Genomic DNA, 17663 nt, shown 5'->3' with positions numbered 1-17663 from the left:
TGCGGCTACTCATTGCTGTAAGCGACGTCAGGGCTGTCGGTAACGGAATACCACAGTTGTGATTGCTATTTATTTTTAGATACCTGCGCAAGGTTGACGCAATGGCGCCGACCAACTCCTTCTATGTGCAGGTACTCCGCCATGACTGTTCTGGTCGCCCCCCCGTTATCCCTCGGCCGCACTGAACTGCTTAAACAGAGCCTTATCCATCAATTCGATGGCCGCCCAACCCTGCGTGCGGTCATTGCTAATGCGCTGGAAGAGGCTCTTAAGCAGCACTTTGCAGGCTGGTTCGTAAAAATCCGCGTACTGCAGTTGCAGATCGTCTGGGCCGTCGACGCTAATGAGCAGCCTTTGCCTGCGCTGCGCTGCGTACCGTTGCTGGACGCCATGCTTGAGCACATTGCGGTCGGCACGCCTCTGAATTACAGCTACTACGAGTCAAAACAATGCTATCTGGTGCAACTGGCCGAAGGTGAAGTGCTCAGTGCCGATACCCCTTCATTCCTTGATATAGCCACTGTTGAACGGGCTATGCGCCATGTGCTGCAGCACTGGATCTGGTCATTTCAGCAGGCGATGCTGGATTTTTGGAACGAGCCTGTGCCCGGCTATCAGAGCCGCACCTTATGGCTGGGGCAATGGTTGAGTGACACCTTGCTGGCGGCCGCCAACAACTCGGCCGGTTTGAGTGATGAGCAGATTGAGGTGATAAGGGGCATCGTCAGAACCCCTTTGTTAAGTGATCGCCTTCAGCAGCGTCGGTATCGGGAGCAGCCTAAGGTCTACTTCGCCCAGATGGTACTGGGCGGGGACGGTCCGACGGTCAATCTGTTGCTGCCTGATCTGTTGATTGTGCATGGCGTTAACGGTCAGGAGCAGCTTTTGCAGTGTCGGCCGGGCGGGCACATCGAGTCCTTTGCTACGCTCGGAGCGTATGAGCGCGTGCTGGGTCGGACTCTCCCGCACCGTTACCCGGCCAAGACCCTGACCTGCAAACGTTACGAACCCGCAGGTCACTGCTTGCAGGTGCAAGCGATGATCGTGCTCAACAACCAGCTCGAACGCATTACCTCGCTGGTGGACCGGGTAACCTCCGGCGTGCGTACACTGGTTCAGTTGGAACAGCACTTAAGGGACATCACCGACCCCGCAGCCCTCGTCGAAGACGATGAGCTGCCGGCATCCGAGCCGCTGGCTCGCGTGTACAACGCCTTGCCGGTGTGGTTACGCACCGCGTCTGGGCAGGATCGCTTTGCCTACCGTTCGCACCTGACCGACCTCGCGGACATCACCCGCAAGGCCCGAGGCCGGGTATTCAATGAAGGCATTGCCGATCTTCACACCTGGGCCAGGCAACGGTTACAGCACCAGATGCGTCAGGACCAGCCGCTGGCACCGGGGTATGACCCAGATGATCTTATGCTCGATTTTGCGGTGCCGTTCGGGCCGTTTGGCACCGCCGGGCAGGTACACACCGTCACATTTACACTGACCGAACTGGCCCTGCAAAACCTGGTGGCCTGGCCGGGTGGCCACATGACCCTGCGGCATAAACACAACCAACTGATTCAAGACTGGTGGCTCACCCCTGCTTACATCAGGCAGCTCATTACCCGAGTGAATATCGGTGAGGCCTATCCCGGGTTGATCCGTCGCTTGCTGCTGGATGATGCGCCCGAGGCCCTGCGTCGCGAAGGCTTGTATGTTGAGCAGTTGCGGGTGTCTTTGCCTTTGCTTGCGCTGGAAATGAAGCTGCAGGGGCAGTGTGGATTGACCGACTGGGGCTACCGGTGCGTGGCAGCCTTGATGCAGCCCCATGCCGAGGCCCGCGTGCTGGAAGGACAAACGGTGAACATTTGCCCGTTAGGCCTGGTGAAGCAGCCTCGCGCTTTGCCTGATTTTGTCAGCAATATTTATGTGATTGGCACCGGCAACCCGTTTAACGGGCGCTGCGTGCTGTACCGACCACTGTTCAAGGAGGCGCTGATTGAATTTGGCTCGGTGCAAGACATGCTGGACGCGTTCACGACCTCAGGTGCCTTGCGCGACAGTGTGCTGGACTGGTTGCCGGATGCGGCACGATCCAGCTATGCCGACAGTGCGTTGCGCCTTGCCCGGAGGCCTGCACAGGCACAGTTCTTTTCTCAGCCGCTGAGCAGTCACTACAAGCATGACCTGTTTATGAGTACCGCTCGGGCGCTGGCAATGCTGGCTGACCGGCAAACCGTCTCGAATGCTGAAAGCCGTTGGGCGACCCTTAAGGCGGGTGGCTGGTTGTTGCTGAACAGTGTGCTGGGGTCGCCGTGGGTCAAAGGGCCGCTGGCGTTGCTGGGCTGGGTATTTTTGACCTTCACGGCAGTCCGACAGGATGTTCATGTGCTGCAAAGCGATGACGAACGAGCCCGGGCACCTGCGATTATCGACCTGCTGTTCAATATTGCTCTGGTGCTGCTACATGGGGTTCCACGCTCGCCGGTGGCCGTTCTGCCGAATGAAGAGCCTGAGCCGTGGCTGGCCACCGCGGTTGATGCCCCGATGATCGACGAGCCTCGGGCAACTGTCGAGGTCAAGACCGGATCGGTGTATTTTTCGGATGTGCCGGTGGGTAATAACCTCAGCGCTCTGGATTTCACGTGGTTCAACAACCCGAGAATCGACTTCACGCCCGCACAACTGACTTGGCTGGACCGCAATCGGGGGCCGGAAATCGGAACGGTCGAACCTGTTGCACACGGTGAACGCAAGGGCTTGTATGTGGTGAACAAAGTCTGGTGTGCGGCGGTGCGGGGCTTCAGTTACCAGGTGTCCCTGGAGGATGAGGGCGTTGTCACCGTTAATCCGGGCAACCCACTGGACACAGGGCCCTGGTTGCGCAGTGACGGGGCAGGCAAGTGGGATTTTGACAGCGGCATGCGCTTACGCGGTGGTGGACCCCGCCGTCGCAAGGCGTTGAATGAGCGACTGGCGCAACGCAATCGTCAGGTGGATGAACTGACACGAAGGCTTGAAGGATTTGTGGCGGGGGAAAAAACCACCAATGACAAGATCATTGAAGAGCTGGACAGAGCCCTGGAAGCCACTGAGGGCGAGAGAAGCCAACAGTTTACGCACATGGAAAAGAACCTGCGGATCAGGTATTTGCGCACCGTGTTGGACCACGCCAAGGCCGATCTTGTGATGGGGCTAGAGACTATACAGGCCCGTCACGCTTTAAAGCCGGACCCACAGGACCACCACATCCTGGGTGGTTTTTACCGATCACTGTGCATGGTTTCAACCAATATGTTGTTTGCCCAAAATGTTCAGGGCGGGCTGTTGAGGCAGTTGCATCCGATGTTCAATACCCATGAGGCGCTTACGCTGGACGCCGCCGGCACAGCGCAGTTTATCGGGTTCAAACGTGACTTGTTGAAAGTCCAGACCCAACAGGTCGAAGAGTTTCAGACCCTTAAACGCTATCTGCAAGCGCTCAAGGACGTGCCCCGTGTGGGCGATAAAATGGCCCGCGAGCAGGTGATCGGGCAGTTCTTCACGGACGCCGCCGGCATGGACCGCGAGGGCACTGAAATGGATTTTCAAAACCAGGTGTTAAGAACCCTGTGTGACCTGATACCCAAAGACCTCTTCGGCGAGGTGTGGGAACGATTGAACGCCATTACCGGGCCCCTGGGCTATACCGTTGAGGCTCATTCTCAATTGGCCGACAGGACCCTGTTCACGTATGGCGAGCGCCTCGAAATTCTGGAGAGTGTGCGTGAGCGGTATGCCAAGGCTCATGACGCCTTGGCGCTTTTGCAACTGGAGGTGGGCGAGCAATTGAACATGGCTGATTACCATCGGCTGAACGAAGTGCTCGAAAGGCTCAATATGACGGTGGAGCAGCAACTGGCCCAGGAAATCAAGGAGCACGATGAATGGCTGCCTGAGCAACCCGGGACCTCCAGCGCCCTGCGCTCTGCGCGGCGAATGATCCGCACGCGCAAACAGGGCATTCTGATCGGCGTCGCCCGTGCTCGTGCATCTGAACAGGACCCGGAAGTCGTCGATGTCATGACGTCCACGTCTGCTGTCGAACGCCGTTCGCAAAGCCCGGAACCCGATAAGCCCAAGCTGGTGTTCACCCAATCACCCAATCACCCGAGAACATGTGGGACGAGATCCAAAGGCCGTTGCCTCGACAGGATGGTCGCGCATTGGGAGCTATTCGCAGTCAGTGCAATACGTTGCTGGGCAAACTCGATGAAAAAATCAGGCTGGTGAAACTTTATTCGGGGCGCTCCAGATACCCGCTGGAGATGGAAGAAACCCTGGAGAGGGAAGCGCAAAAACTGGACGTGCTGATCGCTGAAATTGAACGCACCTTTGCCGATGAACCGGTCGTGGACAAACCCAAACCGGGTACTGCGCGTTCATTGCTCAAGCGCTTGCGCGAGGGGGCAACCAAGTTGCGCGAGCAAGGCATCTGGGTGCTCAAGTCGGTGCCGCCGACCACACCGGTGGTGGAATTTCTGTTGAGCAAAGGCGAGGTCAGCCTGGTGCGCATTGGTCAGCGTGTGGTTTTGAAGGGAGAGCGTCGGGATGTGGTTCAAGAGTACGAGGTGCGTACTAAAAACAACCAGGTGCTGTGGTACGCGCACCTGCATTACCCCGACCTCACCACGCCTGCAAAATCGCCGTCGGCGGCGCATTTCAAGCTCAAGAACCAGCGTTATGACAGCCAGGCCAGCCTGGCTGCCAAGGGGCAAGCGGCGACGGTGTATTACGGCAAAATCAGCGAAAAAATGCTCGATGAGCGGTTTTGGCCTCTGGAAGGTTAAACGCCTGAGGCGGGCGTAGGGTGGATGGCCTTTATGGCCTATCATTACGCCTTTCCAACAGGTGATTGATTAATGAACGATTCAAACCAGACCTTGCGCGCAGCCCTTGAAACCAGCGATATGCTGGAAATTGACGGGCTGCATGCTTTTGAGTTTTCCCTTGATGACCAAGGGCTGCTCATTGAAGCCATGGATGGTCGGGTCAACAAGCGCTGGAGCTTGACCCCGGAGCAGGTTGAAGCGGCGGTGTTTGACGATAAGTTGCAAAGCTGGACGCTGAGCGGCGACACAAGTGAACACCGCCTGGTTTGCTTTAGCGCCGTGTGCGCCAGCAACGACGATGACGATGAGGCGAATGATGAAGCTTAAATGGTTGCCCTTGTTGATGGCCTCCAGTGTGGGGGCGATGTCGGCTCACGCCGCCTGTACCGCTGATGCAGAGTTGCTGGTGGGTTCTTATACCCAAGGCAAAAGCCAGGGTATTTACCGCTTGCAGTTTGACAGCGAGAGCGGGCGCATTACCCCTGAGCCGTTGCAAGTCTTCAAGGCTGCCAACCCGTCGTGGTTGACCCTGTCCAAAGATCAGAGCCGTCTGTTTGTGGTGAATGAGAATGGGCAAGGTCAGGCGGACGTTGTCGGGCGTGTCAGCAGTCTTGTGATTGATCCAAAAACCCATGAATTGAGGCTGGTCAATCAGGTTAAAACCTTGGGCGAAGAGCCGACGCACTCCAGCTTGAGTGCCGATGAAAAATATCTGTTCATTGCCAACTACGGTGTGCATGAAGACCCGGGTGGCAGTCTGGCCGTATTGCCGGTCAATGCCGATGGCCAATTGCAGCCTGTTACGCAAATGAGCAGCCATCAGCCAAGCCGGGTAAACCCTGAACGGCAAATGTCGGCCCATGTGCATTCGGTGGTGTCGTCACCTGACGGAAAATTTGTCTACGCCAGTGATTTGGGCGCAGACAAAGTGTTTGTTTACCGCTACGACCCCGCAGCCAACCCGGAACACCCGCTGGTCGCAGCCACGCCTGCGGCCATTGAGTTGCCTGCTGGCAGCGGGCCCCGTCATTTGTTGTTCTCCAAGGACGGCAAACACGCGTACCTGACCACCGAAATGAGCGCGCAGGTGTTTGTGTTTGACTATGACAATGGTCAGCTCAAACAGCGCCAGGCATTGGACCTTGCCCATGGCATGCCCGCGCAGAACCGCGCAGCAGGCGCAGTGCACGCCTCTGCCGATGGCAAGTTCCTGTACGTGAGCAATCGCGGCAAGGCCAACGAGCTTTTGGTGTTCGCCATCAACCCGGCGAATGGCGAGTTGAGCGAGATCCAGCGTCGTTCGGTTGACGGTGATCACCCGCGCGAATTCACCCTGAGCCCCAATGGCAAATTCGTGCTGATCGCCAACCAGATGAGCAATGAAATCGTGGTGGTTGAGCGTGATCCCGTGACCGGCAAGCTGGGTAAAACCCTGCAAAAGCTGGCGATGGATGCACCCTCCGATGTGAAATTCATTCACTGCCCTTAAGGCTTGAGTTGAAGGCTGCGCCTTCTATCAATCGCGCTGATACTGGTTAGTGGCGCAATGAATTTCAGTGTGAAGACCCTTGGCGTTAAGTTTGCTCCACGGCCTGAACAGGCAAGCAAGCTAACTGAATCGTCGAGGGTTACCGCAATGAACTTCAATCTTTTCTCCGTCATCGCTGCTTCCGCCATCTCTGCCACCGTGGCCCTGCCAGCCAGCGCCAACACCGTGACCAGCGACAAAAAGTCCACGGCGTATACCCAGAAATACCTGCAGCAAAGCGCCAACTTCTATGCGGCCCTGGACCCTAAATCTCAGTCCTGAACGCCCGTTAGGGGAGCATCTGCCTCGCGATCCTTTGACCTTTAATAGATCGCGAGACATTCAGGCCTGCTCCAGCCGCTCGTGCAGCACCTAACGTTGATAGGTCTTTCGGTAAGCGGTTGGACTAACACCAACCATCGAAGAAAAATGTTGACGTAATGAGAGGCTTGACCCAAAGCCACAGGACTCAGCGATTTTCTCCATGCTTAGATGAGTCGTTTCGAGCTGTACTTGCGCGGCTTTGATTCGCTCGTTAATGAGCCATTGGCCAAACGTCGAGCCAGTCAGTAGCTTGAAGTGGCGAGTGAAACTGCGTCTGCTCATGGCCAGCTTTGTCGCGACTTGATCAATAGAGAAGGGCTGGTTGAGGTTTTCTCGAAGCCCGTCCATTAGTTGCCCGAGACGCAGGTCGGCGGCGTCTTGAGGAACTGGCTGGCTGATGAATTGGGCCTGGCCACCGTCCCGATGTGGTGAGACGAGCAACTGACGTGCCAACGAATTGGCAACCTCCCGTCCATAAGTGCGCCTGACGATATGGATGCAGCAATCTAGCCCCGCAGCCACCCCCGCAGAGGTCAGAACCTGCTGCGCTTCGACGTAGAGTACTTTCGCGTCCACCTGGATTTCAGGGAAGTCGTGAGCCAGATGCGCGGCCCAAGCCCAGTGCGTAGTCGCCCGCTTGCCCTGCAGTAAACCTGCGTGAGCAAGCACGAAAGCTCCCAGACACAGACCCACAACCAGCGCTCCATTTGCATGAGCTGCTTTAAGCGTCTCGATGAGCGCCTGCGGCGGCGCTTCGGTGACATCGCGCCAGCTAGGCACAATTACAATATCTGCCCCCACGACCTCATTAAGATCATGCTCGCAATGGACAGCGAAACCGGCATTGGTGCGCAGTTCTCCAGCCTCGCCCGCACACACCACCAGTTCGAACCAGGGCGACTCTCCCACCTTGCGGTCTTTGCCGAACACAAGGCAGGGGACCGAAAGGTGAAACGGGCTGATGTCATTAAAGGCGATGACTGCAACTGTCAAAGGTTTGTCCATGGGGCTGGCCTTAAGAAGATTGGCCCGATTCTATCGAAGAAGGTATATCGGGCCAATGGTGCGGTTTTTCAGATGCGTCCACTCTGATCGCAGGTGTTTTGCACCTGAAAAAGGTACCTCAGAGATCAAGCCAATGAACATACCGACCCTTTGCATGCTCGGAGCACTTATGACGACTCTTTCGCTCACCCCATCAGCACAAGCGGCCGACCCCGTGCCTTCCATTCCGTATACCAGTGAGTCCACCAGCTATCATTGGTCCAGCGTGGACGGAGTGAAGATTTTTTATCGTGAAGCGGGCCCCAAGGGCGCCCCAACCCTGGTGCTGCTTCATGGATACCCTTCGTCTTCGAGGATGTGGGATTCGCTGATACCACTGCTCGCGGACCGGTATCACATCATCGCGCCCGATTATCCGGGATTTGGCAGAAGCGACGCGCCCTCGGCCACTACTTACGCCTACACGTTTGATCATCTTGCTCACAGCATGGGCCAATTGCTGACGCAGTTGGGCATCAATCAATACACGCTGTTCATGCAGGATTATGGCGGCCCGGTGGGCTTCAGAATGATCCTCGAAGCGCCACAAAAACTGCACGGCATCATCATCCAGAATGCAAATGCTTATAACGAGGGCCTGGGGGCTAAGTGGGCGAATATAGCCGAGTATTGGAAAGCACCTGACGAACACCCCGAACAAGTCGAAGCATTCATTGGCTTCGAGGGCACGAAGCAGCGTCATCTGGGTACCAGCCCTCATTCCGAGCGCTACAACCCGGATGCCTGGGAGGACGAATTTGCTGCCATCTCCCGACCTGGCAGCGGACAATCCAGTCGGCACTGCTGCTCGACTATCGGACCAACGTCGCCTCTTACCCTAAATGGCAACAATGGTTGAAGGCCAACCAGCCACCCATGCTGGTTATGTGGGGAAAATACGACCCGTCGTTTATCGTGCCGGGGGCCTTGCGCTACAAGGACGATGTGCCCGGCGCCGAGGTTCATATTCTGGAGGCTGGACACTTCGCACTTGATGAGCAAACCGAACAGGTCGCCAACCTGACACGTCTATTTATGGCGCGAATTTCTACCGGCCTATAGTCAGCACCTGACGCGGCCCGGTGCAATCACCGGGCCTGGATGGCAGGTCAAAAGCTCAGCGTATTCAGCAACTTTGCAGTCGGCCCTTCAGCGGGGCCGACCATGGCGTAGTTATAGCCGGGGCCTGACCAGTAGTCGGCCTGCAAGTCCCCATCGCGTCGGCTGCCTCGGGGCAGCAGACTGTTTTGCGGGCCTGGCGGGCGGATGTAAAAGCTGATTTGCTGCCCCTGCGGGTTTTCATACAGCACCATTGCCGCGCCGCCTTGATCGGTTGTGAGCAAGCGGCAACTGACCGGTTTGAAGCCTGCGCGGCTCAAGTCCGGCAGGCGTTCGGCGTGGCTGAAATAACGATCCATCCAGGCTTGCATGTCGCTGCTTTGCTCGACCTTGTAGTCGGCAGGCAGAAATCCCTGTTCGGCAAACATGCGATGTGCTGCCAGTGCGTCGGTCATCGGCAGGATGGCCGGGCTCAAGGTCATTTGCCGGGCCTGCCAGCCGCCGAGCCCGCCCACACTCACTGCAATCAACAAGACCGCCGCCGTAGCCCAATGACGCGTGGCCTGGCGACGTTGGCGCTGGCGAATGGCCGCAGGGTCGAGTGCCGGGTTATCCGGTTGTTGGAGGGTTTGCTGCAACGCCGTACGAAGGTTTTGTGCATCTCGCTGCCAGGCATGAACCCGGGCGGCGGCCTCGGGGTGGGCGTCTAGATAGCGCTCGACCTGTTGTCGTTCAGACTCGCTGAGCGCGTGATCGACGTAAGCATGCAGGTCGTGCTCACTGGGCGGGGTGGTGATCATTTAAGTCTCCGCAAAGCAGGGCGGGTAATTTCGCCTTCACTGAGTGCGCGCAGGGCCTGGCGTGCGCGTGACAGACGCGACATCACTGTGCCGATCGGCACTTCAAGGATGTCGGCCACTTGCTGGTAACTCAATCCCTCCACAGAAATCCATAACAGCAGCGCCCGTTGCTCGGTGCTCAACTGGTCGAATGCTTGCAGCGTGGTTTGGGCTATTACGGTGCGCTCGGTAGAGGGTTGCGCCTCGTCGCGGCCGGTAAAGAACTCCAGCATCCGCGCATAGCGCCGGGTGCGCCGATGGTTGTCGACAAACTGGCGGTACAGAATGGTAAACAGCCAGGCCCGTAAATCACCGTCCGGGCGTTTACTGGCGACGCTGCCGAGGGCGCGCTCAAGGCAATTTTGCACCAGGTCGTCGGCATTGCTGGCGTGGCGCGTCAACGACAGGGCAAAGCGCCTGAGGCTCGGCATGAGTTCGCGCAATTGCTCGTCAAATGGATGCATGGTGACTGGCGCCGGGTGGGTCTGTTAATCGGATCAGCGTCATGAAGACGATCAGTCTTAGCCTTTATTCCCCTGGGCTTGAAAATAAATAATCTGAAAATAATTGCCTGGCGCCGGGAATAAGCCTGATCGGCCTGCGTCTCATAGGTCATCCACCTGATGGCCCGTGGCCAAGGAACACTTTATGGTAGATCAATTACCGCCCGTACGGCCCGTGAAAGCGGCATTGAGCCCCGCAAGTGTGTTGCTGCGTCTGGCGGGTATTGGCGCAGTGGTAGCGGTCATCGCCACAACCTTCTTTTACGTCAACGGCACGCTGGATGCCGAACGCTTGCGGCCCAAAACCCTGGTCAATGCCCTGGAGCGCAACAATGGCGTGCATCCGGGGTATCGGCGTAACCATGCCAAAGGCATGTGCGTGATCGGGTATTTCGAGAGCAACGGCAATGCTCAGTCGTTGTCCCGCGCACAAGTCTTTGAAACCGGTCGTACTCCGGTCGTGGGCCGCTTTGCCTTGCCGAGCGGCAACCCCTACGCGCCGGACAGCAGTGTGCCGATCCGCAGCTTGGCGTTGCGCTTTACACAGGCCAATGGTCAGCAATGGCGAACCGGGATGAACAGCATGCCAGTCTTCCCGGTGGGCACGCCTGAAGCGTTCTATGCGATGTTGCAAGCGGGGACGCCGGACCCGGCTACCGGCAAGCCGAAGCCCGACGCCATGCCGACGTTTTTTGCTGCACACCCTGAAACCGCAGCCTTTTTGCAATGGGTGAAAACCGCCAAACCCTCGGCCAGCTTTGCGACTGAAAGCTACAACGGGATTAACGCGTTCTATCTGGTGAATGCTGCCGGGCAGCGTCAGGCCGTGCGCTGGGGCGTGGTGCCGGAAGGTCAGGATGCCGCCGGGGCAACGGCCCCCAATGATGCGGACTACCTGGAAAAAGACTTGGTGCAGCGATTGTCGGCCGGGCCATTGAGATGGCAGTTCAACCTGACGTTGGCCGACACGGGGGACTCGGTCAACGATGCGAGTAAAACCTGGCCAGCCAGCCGTAAGGTGGTCAATGCGGGGACCTTGGTGCTGCAAAGTGCGGAGCCACAAAACGATGGCGAATGCCGTGACATCAACTACGACCCGTTGATTTTGCCCAATGGCATTGAAGGCTCGGACGACCCCTTGCTGGCTGCACGCTCGGCCGCCTATGCCAGTTCTTATTTGCGGCGTACCAGTGAAGTTGATCAGTTGTCCCAGGAGAAGCGTCCATGAGCACCTCTAACACGCATTTCGCACCTTTGGCGCGCCTGCTGCATTGGCTGATGGCGTTGATGATCATTGCCATGCTGTTTATTGGGGCGGGGCTGGCGGCCTCTGTCTCCGAGCGGCATGAATGGTTGCTCAACCTGCACAAACCCCTGGGGATTGCCATCTTGCTGCTGGTGATTGTGCGGCTGTTTGTGCGCTTTACCACCCATCAACCGGCGTTGCCTGCTGATATGCCGGCGGTCCAGGTTCTGGCTGCAAAACTGTCTCACGTGTTGCTGTACGCACTGATGTTCAGCCTGCCGCTCATCGGTTGGGCGATGATCTCGGCGGCGGGTGACCCGGTGATGTTGAGCAGCTCCTTGCAACTGCCATCCATCCTGCCGGCTAACCCAAGCACCTTTGCGTTCTTGCGCAAGACCCACACGTACCTGGCGTATTTGTTGTTTTTTACCGTGTTGGCGCATTTGGCGGCAGCGTTGTTCCACGGCTGGGTGCGCCGTGACGGGGTGTTGGAAAGCATGGTGCGGGGCAAGGATTGAAGACCCTGTAGTCGCTGCCGAAGCATGAGGCTGCGAATTGCCCCAAGACGGCGTTCCTGCGACCCGCATCGCAGCTTCGTGCCTCGTCAGCGGCTACAAGGCTGGCGAAAATCCTGTAGCCGCTGCCGAAGGATGAGGCTGCGATGGGTTGCGTAGCGACCCCAAAGCGGCGGTCCTGCGGCCCGCATCGCAGCCTCATGCTTCGGCAGCGACTACAAGTTGGCGAAAATCCTGTCAGGCGGTTTTAGTCATGACGGAGATAAATAGTTCCGACGCTAAAAACCGTTCCAGCCAGGCATTCAGGCGGGGGTATGGCGCTTGTTCGAACCAGTCGCGGTCGACGTGGGCGAACTGGCGCACAAACGGTGCCAGGGCAATGTCCGCCAGGCTCAAGGTGTCGCCAGCCAGGTAAGGGGTCTGCTCAAGCAACACTTCCAGGCGCTGCAAAAACGCCGCCCCTTGGGCGCGATAGTGCTCCATGGGCTGTTCCGGGTAGCGGATGGCGTATTTGTAGCGGTCAAGGTTGACCTTGAAGACCTGGTCGTTTTCTTCAATCAGCGCCGCACTGTCCGGACCAAGCCAGTTGTCCGGGTCATGCCGGGCCAAGGCCCAGTGCATGATCTCCAGGCTTTGCTCAATCACCCGGCCATCGGCACAGACCAATACCGGTACGGTGCCTTTGGGCGACAGCGCGAGCATTTCAGCCGGCTTGGCCTTGAGGCTGACTTCTACAGTCGATAACGGCACGCCGCTGTAACGCAGGGCCATGCGCGCCCGCATGGCATACGGGCAGCGACGGAAGGAATACAGCACGTTGCCGGTCATTTGACCTCCACGGTGCTCAGGCCATTGCCTTGGCGCCGCACCTGGATTTGCACCGGAATGCGTTCATGCATTTCCTGTACGTGGGATATCACCCCAACTTTGCGCCCTTGGGCTTGCAGGCCGTCGAGGGCATCCATGGCCAATTGCAAAGATTCAGGGTCCAGGCTGCCAAACCCTTCGTCGATAAACAGCGACTCGATTTTCAGCGTGCTGGACGCCATCGACGCCAACCCCAAGGCCAGTGCCAACGACACCAGGAAGGTTTCACCGCCGGATAGCGAATGTACCGAGCGCAGTTCGTCGCCCATTTCGGTGTCCATCACCAGCAAACCGAGCATGCTGCCGCCGCGCTTGAGGCGATAACGTTTAACCAGTTGGCGCAGTTGGGCGTTGGCGTGGTGTACCAGCAGGTCGAGGTTGTAGGCCTGGGCGATCTTGCGGAATTTATCGCCGGTGCCCGAACCGATCAGCTCGCTCAGACGCGCCCAGCGCTGCCATTCTTCATAGGCTTGGGCGATACGTTGCGCCAGCGCTTGATTGGCTTCCTGACGACGTTGGTCTTCTGCCTGTTGCGCCCGCAGTTCTGCCACGTGTTGTTCGCTGGCGGCGATTAGCGCGTTCAGTTCATTGAGGGCAACCTCAAGCGCTTGGGCATCAAGGTTGCCATTGGCCTGCGCTTGATGCTGGTTGAGGCGTTGCTCACGTTCCTGGAGCAGGACGCGGGCTTGTTCGACGGCTTTTTCGCTGGCTTGCAGCTGCTGGCGCAGGTCGCGAATGTGCGTGTCGTCGAAGCTCAGCAATTGTTGCAAACGGACCGTGTCGAGCGCTGAGTGCTGCCCGCGCCATTGCTCGACCTGTTCGCTCACACTGCTGTGTTCAGTTTGCAGGGCGTGCAGGCGCTCTTGTTGGGCCTTGAGCTGGGCTGCCAGTTGCACTAATTGGTGGTCGGTGGCTTGCAGCGCTTCACTGGCGTGGGTCTGGGCGTTGCGTGCCTGCTCAAGCGCCTGCTCAAGCTGGTGCTGCCACTGTTCGGCGCTCGGGTGATCACCCAGCAATTGCTTGAGGCTTTGCTGGCCTGCCTGCTGTTGTTCGAGCAACTCAGTTACGTTGCGTTGCAGGGCATCCAGCTCTTTAGTATGGGTGGCTTGCTGATACTGCTCACGCTCGATGCGGCCGGCGCGTTCAGTCTGCTCAGTCTGTTCATCGCGCTGTTGATCCAGTTGTTCAAGGCGATGGGTGACCTGCTGATCAAGCTGCATAAAGCAGGCTGAGGCGTTTTCACGCAGTGCCGCCAGCGTGGTCTTGGGCAGCAGATTGGCAAACTCGGCCAGTTCTTCCTCAAAGCGCAACGTGTCAGCCTTGAGGTGTTGTTGCTGCTCGCTGAGTTGCTGTGTGGCTTGCTGGCTGGCTTCGGTACTACGTTGCAGTTGTTGCTGCAATGCAGCAGCTTCTTTTTGCAGGGCGAGCAGAGCGTTTTGACGTTGTTCGTCTTGGCTGATGCTGTGCTGCAACTGGCTCAAGCGTTGAGTCAGCCAGCCTTCACGCTTGGCCGGGTCTTGCCCTTGCCATTGCGCATACAGCGGATGGGCTTCCAGGCCAGGGGCCAGCGCCTGAGTTTCTTCGCCAAGTTGCTGATGCTGCTGTATCAGTTCGCGCTGTTGCGCGTTGACCCCGGCGAGTTGCTCACGCAACTGGTTGAGCGTTTCCTTGAGGGCATCGACCGTCTTGCGCGCATGGGTCTCTTCTTCCTCGTCAAAGCGCGACAGGCTCTGCAACAGCGCTTCAGGCTGGTGATACGGGTGTTCATGGCTGCCGCAGACCGGGCAGGGATGATCGTCCTGAAGCTGTGCGCGCAGCTCTTCGACGCTGGCGCTGCGGGCCAGGCGCTGGCGTTCAAGCAACTGCTGAGTCACGCGCAAGGCTTGCTCGGCAGCTTCAAATTCTTTTTTGGTCTGGGTGCCTTGGCCGATGAGCGTTTCGCGTTCGGTTTGCAGGTTTTGCAGTTTGACCTGCACCGCCTGTAAACGCGCTTCAAGGGCCAGTTGGCTACTGCACAGGCGCTGTAAGTCTTCAAAGGCGCGCTGTTGCTGACGGTTGTCAGCCAGCAGGCTGCCCAGGGTCTGGATCTGCTCATTGACGGCGTGGGGTTCGGCAGCGGCTTCCTGGAACAAGATTTCCAGGCTGCTGTGCAGTTCAGTGAGCTGCTGAGCTGCCTGGCTGGCGCGTTGTTCCAGCGCTGGTAATTCTTCACGGCCTTTGTTCAGCGTGGTGCTCAGGCGCACCAATTGCTGCAGGCCGCGACGGTAACCGTCCCAGGCATTGGCCAAGGGGGCCAGTTCGGCGCTGTGCTCCAGATGCGCAGCGATCTGCGCCAAGCGTTCTGTGCCTTGCTGCTGGCGCTCAAGCAGGCCATTCAAGGCCTTTTGCCCTTCGGCGCAAGCGTCTTCAGCCTGCTTTTTAAGCGCCTGTTGCGCGTCCAGGGCCTGGGTCAGACGCGTGAGATTGGCGTGTTCCAGATGGGCTTTTTGCAGATGCGGTGCGGCATCCCGTAGCTCGGCCTGGGCCTGATTGGCCGCCTGTTGGGCAGTCTGGAGTGCTTGTTGCAGTTGAGTCTGGCGTTGATTCAACTCCACTTGCTGTTGCAAGTGCCCGGCGATCTGCTCGGCCAGTGGGCTGAGTTGCGTGTCCAGTTCGGCCAAGCGGGTGAACTGATGACGCTGGGGCGCCAGTTGCTCCAGTAACTCGAGGGTTTGTCGCTGCTCGGCCTGGCCGTCCCACTGGGCTTGGGCCTGCTGGAGCTGTTCGGCGGCACTCTGTTGCTGTTCTTGCAGCTCACGCAGGGTTTTGAGCCACGTGTGTTGCTGTTCAAGTTGCTTGAGCTGGCTTTGCCGGGTTTTCAGCAGTTGTTGCGCCTCGCTATGACGCTGGTCCAGCTCGGCACGGGCATCGGGCTCCAGCGGGGTCACGCCGACGGCTTGATCTTGCAGTTGCTTGTGCGCATCGCGGGCTTCTTTGGCTTTGTCGAAGGCACGCTTGCCGAGACGGGTGTACAGCGCCGTGTCGGTGAGTTTTTCCAGCAGTTCGCTGCGCTCGTTGTCATCGGCCTTAAGAAACGCACTGAACTCGCTTTGCGCCAGCATTACGGCACGGGTGAACTGTTCGAAGTTCAGGCCCAGACGTGACTCCAGCTGCACTTTGTAATCGCTTTTCTGGCTGGCCAGCAGTTGATCGCTGTTCAGATCGCGCAGGCTCTGGCGGCTGGCTTGCAGCTTGCCATTGGCCTTTTCGCGGGCGCGGTTGGCTTCCCAGCGAGCACGATAGCGGCGGCCATCAATGCCGACGAAATCGACTTCGGCATAGCCTTCGCCGGTGCCGCGCCGCAGCAGGGTGCGCGGGTCACCGGTGGCGATCTCGCCGTCGGCATCCGGGACCTTGGCATCCCGGCCGGTGTGGTTCAGCCGCGGCACTGCACCGAACAAGGCCAGGCACAGGGCGTCGAGCAAGGTGCTTTTACCGGCGCCGGTGGGGCCGGTAATTGCAAACAGCCCGGCACTGGCCAGTGGCTCGGCGGTGAAGTCCAGCTCAAAAGGGCCAGCCAGTGAAGCCAGGTTTTTCAGGCGAATCGCGAGTATTTTCATGGCTGTTCACCTTCCATCTGGACTTCTTGCAGCAGCACGGCAAAGTCTTTGAGGGTTTGCTCGTCGGCTTCACTGCCGTAGCTGTCCTGCCAGGCGCGACTGAACAGCTCTTGCGGGGTCAATTGGTCCAGCTCGATCAATTGCGCGGCGTCGTTGTCCCCGGCGCGACTGCCATTACCGGCGTATTCAGCAGAGATGCGCACCAGGCGCACGGCTTTGCCCAGCAGGGCGGTTTCAATTTGCTGGCGCAAGTCGGGTTGCGGCTCGTCCAGCTTGACCCGCACTTCAAGCCACGGTTGGCGCTGGGTGTCGGCCAACAGGTCAATGTCCGGCAACTCCGCCAGTTGGCCGAGAATCTCAAGCAGTGGCGCCGGGCCGACCCGTTGCAGATTAACGGCGCGCGGGATCAAGCGGCTTTCGACGCTGACCAGGGCTTCGCCGTCGAGTTTGACGTCGAGAATCTGGTGCTTGTAGCCGATCTCGGAAAACGACAGCGGGATCGGCGAACCGCAGTAGCGGATGCGCTCTTCACTGTTCACCCGTTGCGGTTTGTGCAGATGGCCCAGCGCCACATAGCTGATGCTGGGGCCGAACAGGCTGGCGGGCAGGGCTTCGGCATTGCCGATGATCAGGCTGCGCTCCGAGTCTTCGGACACCGAACCGCCCGCCATGTGCGCGTGGCTGATGGCAATCAGCGCTTGCCCGGGCTTGCGTTTGGCGTTGGCCGCTTCAATCAGCCATTCGTGGACCTGGCCAATACCGCGCAGGTAATCATCCCCCAAGTGTGCGCCGGTCACTTCGGCCGGGCGCAAGAAGGGCAGGGCCAGGCACCATGCGGCGATCTCGCCTGAGGCGTCAGGCAGCGGAATCAACAGGCGTTCGGCATCCAGCTGGCCATCATCGAGCCACAGCACACGGCCCAGTGCATGGGTACGCAAACGGCGCATCAACGGCGCTGGCAATTCGATACGCGAGCCGGAGTCGTGGTTACCAGCGATCATCACGATGGTCAGCTTGGGTTGTTGCTCGTGGGCGCTGACGATGAAGTCGTACAGGCGTTCCTGAGCTTTGACTGGCGGGTTGACGGTGTCAAAAATGTCCCCGGCAATCAGCAACACATCGGGTTGTTCAGTGGCCAGTTGGGTGAGTAGCCAGCTCAGAAAGCAAGCGTGTTCGAAGTCGCGTTCCTGGCCGTGGAGGTTTTGCCCCAAGTGCCAGTCGGAAGTGTGAAACAGGCGCATAACAAAATCCGTTTAAAAAGGGTAAAGCGTACCCGC

General features: G+C 58.5%; 15 protein-coding genes. 9 read left to right on the top strand and 6 right to left on the bottom strand.

Annotated features, from left to right (window positions below):
- Positions 1-141: 141 nt before the first annotated feature.
- From QMX84_RS03180 to QMX84_RS03160, 5 genes are all read left to right on the top strand, one after another.
- A complete protein-coding gene (locus tag QMX84_RS03180) occupies positions 142-4263 on the top strand; it encodes a DUF6543 domain-containing protein (protein ID WP_282363122.1) in 4122 nt (1373 codons plus the stop codon).
- Complete coding sequence (locus tag QMX84_RS03175; RefSeq protein WP_282363121.1) at positions 4260-4820, top strand: hypothetical protein; 561 nt, start codon at positions 4260-4262, stop codon at positions 4818-4820. The genes QMX84_RS03180 and QMX84_RS03175 overlap by 4 nt, the downstream gene beginning before the upstream one ends.
- A gap of 72 nt (positions 4821-4892) precedes the next feature.
- Entirely contained in the window at positions 4893-5189 is a 297-nt protein-coding gene (locus QMX84_RS03170; protein ID WP_262125790.1) for a DUF5629 family protein, read from the top strand.
- Complete coding sequence (locus QMX84_RS03165; protein WP_282363120.1) at positions 5179-6351, top strand: lactonase family protein; 1173 nt, start codon at positions 5179-5181, stop codon at positions 6349-6351. Before QMX84_RS03170 ends, QMX84_RS03165 begins: the two co-directional genes overlap by 11 nt.
- A 147-nt stretch (positions 6352-6498) precedes the next feature.
- Entirely contained in the window at positions 6499-6672 is a 174-nt protein-coding gene (locus QMX84_RS03160) for a hypothetical protein (protein ID WP_282363119.1), read from the top strand.
- 90 nt (positions 6673-6762) lie between these two features.
- Here QMX84_RS03160 and QMX84_RS03155 read toward each other — a convergent pair whose 3' ends face one another.
- Positions 6763-7719 carry a helix-turn-helix domain-containing protein gene (locus QMX84_RS03155; protein ID WP_282363118.1) on the bottom strand — a complete coding sequence of 319 codons (957 nt, stop codon included), beginning with the start codon at positions 7717-7719 and terminating at the stop codon, positions 6763-6765.
- A gap of 169 nt (positions 7720-7888) precedes the next feature.
- Here QMX84_RS03155 and QMX84_RS03150 point away from each other — a divergent pair, with 169 nt between their 5' ends.
- Positions 7889-8617, top strand: coding sequence for an alpha/beta fold hydrolase (locus QMX84_RS03150; RefSeq protein ID WP_282363117.1), 729 nt, complete (start codon positions 7889-7891; stop codon positions 8615-8617).
- A gap of 17 nt (positions 8618-8634) precedes the next feature.
- The gene (locus QMX84_RS03145; protein ID WP_282363115.1) at positions 8635-8820 is read left to right on the top strand and encodes a hypothetical protein; all 186 of its coding nucleotides are present in this window, start codon (positions 8635-8637) and stop codon (positions 8818-8820) included.
- Positions 8821-8867: 47 nt separating this feature from the next.
- On the opposite strand, the gene QMX84_RS03140 is transcribed toward QMX84_RS03145, so the two are convergent.
- Together QMX84_RS03140 and QMX84_RS03135 are read right to left on the bottom strand one after the other, a co-directional pair.
- Positions 8868-9617, bottom strand: a complete 750-nt coding sequence (locus QMX84_RS03140) for an anti-sigma factor (protein WP_262125793.1) — start codon at positions 9615-9617, stop codon at positions 8868-8870.
- Positions 9614-10120: a sigma-70 family RNA polymerase sigma factor gene (locus QMX84_RS03135; RefSeq protein WP_282363114.1), complete on the bottom strand. Its 507-nt coding sequence runs from the start codon at positions 10118-10120 to the stop codon at positions 9614-9616. The genes QMX84_RS03140 and QMX84_RS03135 overlap by 4 nt, the downstream gene beginning before the upstream one ends.
- Positions 10121-10304: 184 nt before the next feature.
- Here QMX84_RS03135 and QMX84_RS03130 point away from each other — a divergent pair, with 184 nt between their 5' ends.
- Complete coding sequence (locus QMX84_RS03130) at positions 10305-11387, top strand: catalase family peroxidase (RefSeq protein ID WP_282363113.1); 1083 nt, start codon at positions 10305-10307, stop codon at positions 11385-11387.
- Positions 11384-11923: a cytochrome b gene (locus QMX84_RS03125; protein ID WP_282363112.1), complete on the top strand. Its 540-nt coding sequence runs from the start codon at positions 11384-11386 to the stop codon at positions 11921-11923. The genes QMX84_RS03130 and QMX84_RS03125 overlap by 4 nt, the downstream gene beginning before the upstream one ends.
- Before the next feature lie 234 nt (positions 11924-12157).
- Here the strand turns inward: QMX84_RS03125 and QMX84_RS03120 are convergent, their stop codons facing one another.
- Genes QMX84_RS03120 through QMX84_RS03110 form a run of 3 tightly spaced genes read right to left on the bottom strand, consistent with a single transcriptional unit; the run spans position 12158 to position 17627 of the window.
- Complete coding sequence (locus QMX84_RS03120; RefSeq protein WP_282363111.1) at positions 12158-12748, bottom strand: glutathione S-transferase; 591 nt, start codon at positions 12746-12748, stop codon at positions 12158-12160.
- Positions 12745-16386, bottom strand: coding sequence for an AAA family ATPase (locus QMX84_RS03115; protein WP_282363110.1), 3642 nt, complete (start codon positions 16384-16386; stop codon positions 12745-12747). Before QMX84_RS03115 ends, QMX84_RS03120 begins: the two co-directional genes overlap by 4 nt.
- Positions 16383-17627, bottom strand: coding sequence for an exonuclease SbcCD subunit D C-terminal domain-containing protein (locus QMX84_RS03110; protein WP_282363109.1), 1245 nt, complete (start codon positions 17625-17627; stop codon positions 16383-16385). Before QMX84_RS03110 ends, QMX84_RS03115 begins: the two co-directional genes overlap by 4 nt.
- Positions 17628-17663: the final 36 nt, after the last annotated feature.

This window comes from Pseudomonas sp. PS01297, from assembly GCF_029959305.1.
Taxonomy (GTDB): Bacteria; Pseudomonadota; Gammaproteobacteria; order Pseudomonadales; family Pseudomonadaceae; genus Aquipseudomonas; species Aquipseudomonas helleri.
This window is presented reverse-complemented; position numbering and strand designations above follow the sequence as displayed.

Coding starts and splice junctions, on each gene's coding strand:
- QMX84_RS03180 (WP_282363122.1), top strand. CDS start 142: ATGACTGTTCTGGTCGCCCCCCCGTTATCCCTCGGCCGCACTGAACTG.
- QMX84_RS03170 (WP_262125790.1), top strand. CDS start 4,893: ATGAACGATTCAAACCAGACCTTGCGCGCAGCCCTTGAAACCAGCGAT.
- QMX84_RS03165 (WP_282363120.1), top strand. CDS start 5,179: ATGAAGCTTAAATGGTTGCCCTTGTTGATGGCCTCCAGTGTGGGGGCG.
- QMX84_RS03160 (WP_282363119.1), top strand. CDS start 6,499: ATGAACTTCAATCTTTTCTCCGTCATCGCTGCTTCCGCCATCTCTGCC.
- QMX84_RS03155 (WP_282363118.1), bottom strand. CDS start 7,719: ATGGACAAACCTTTGACAGTTGCAGTCATCGCCTTTAATGACATCAGC.
- QMX84_RS03150 (WP_282363117.1), top strand. CDS start 7,889: ATGACGACTCTTTCGCTCACCCCATCAGCACAAGCGGCCGACCCCGTG.
- QMX84_RS03145 (WP_282363115.1), top strand. CDS start 8,635: ATGCTGGTTATGTGGGGAAAATACGACCCGTCGTTTATCGTGCCGGGG.
- QMX84_RS03140 (WP_262125793.1), bottom strand. CDS start 9,617: ATGATCACCACCCCGCCCAGTGAGCACGACCTGCATGCTTACGTCGAT.
- QMX84_RS03135 (WP_282363114.1), bottom strand. CDS start 10,120: ATGCATCCATTTGACGAGCAATTGCGCGAACTCATGCCGAGCCTCAGG.
- QMX84_RS03130 (WP_282363113.1), top strand. CDS start 10,305: ATGGTAGATCAATTACCGCCCGTACGGCCCGTGAAAGCGGCATTGAGC.
- QMX84_RS03125 (WP_282363112.1), top strand. CDS start 11,384: ATGAGCACCTCTAACACGCATTTCGCACCTTTGGCGCGCCTGCTGCAT.
- QMX84_RS03120 (WP_282363111.1), bottom strand. CDS start 12,748: ATGACCGGCAACGTGCTGTATTCCTTCCGTCGCTGCCCGTATGCCATG.
- QMX84_RS03115 (WP_282363110.1), bottom strand. CDS start 16,386: ATGAAAATACTCGCGATTCGCCTGAAAAACCTGGCTTCACTGGCTGGC.
- QMX84_RS03110 (WP_282363109.1), bottom strand. CDS start 17,627: ATGCGCCTGTTTCACACTTCCGACTGGCACTTGGGGCAAAACCTCCAC.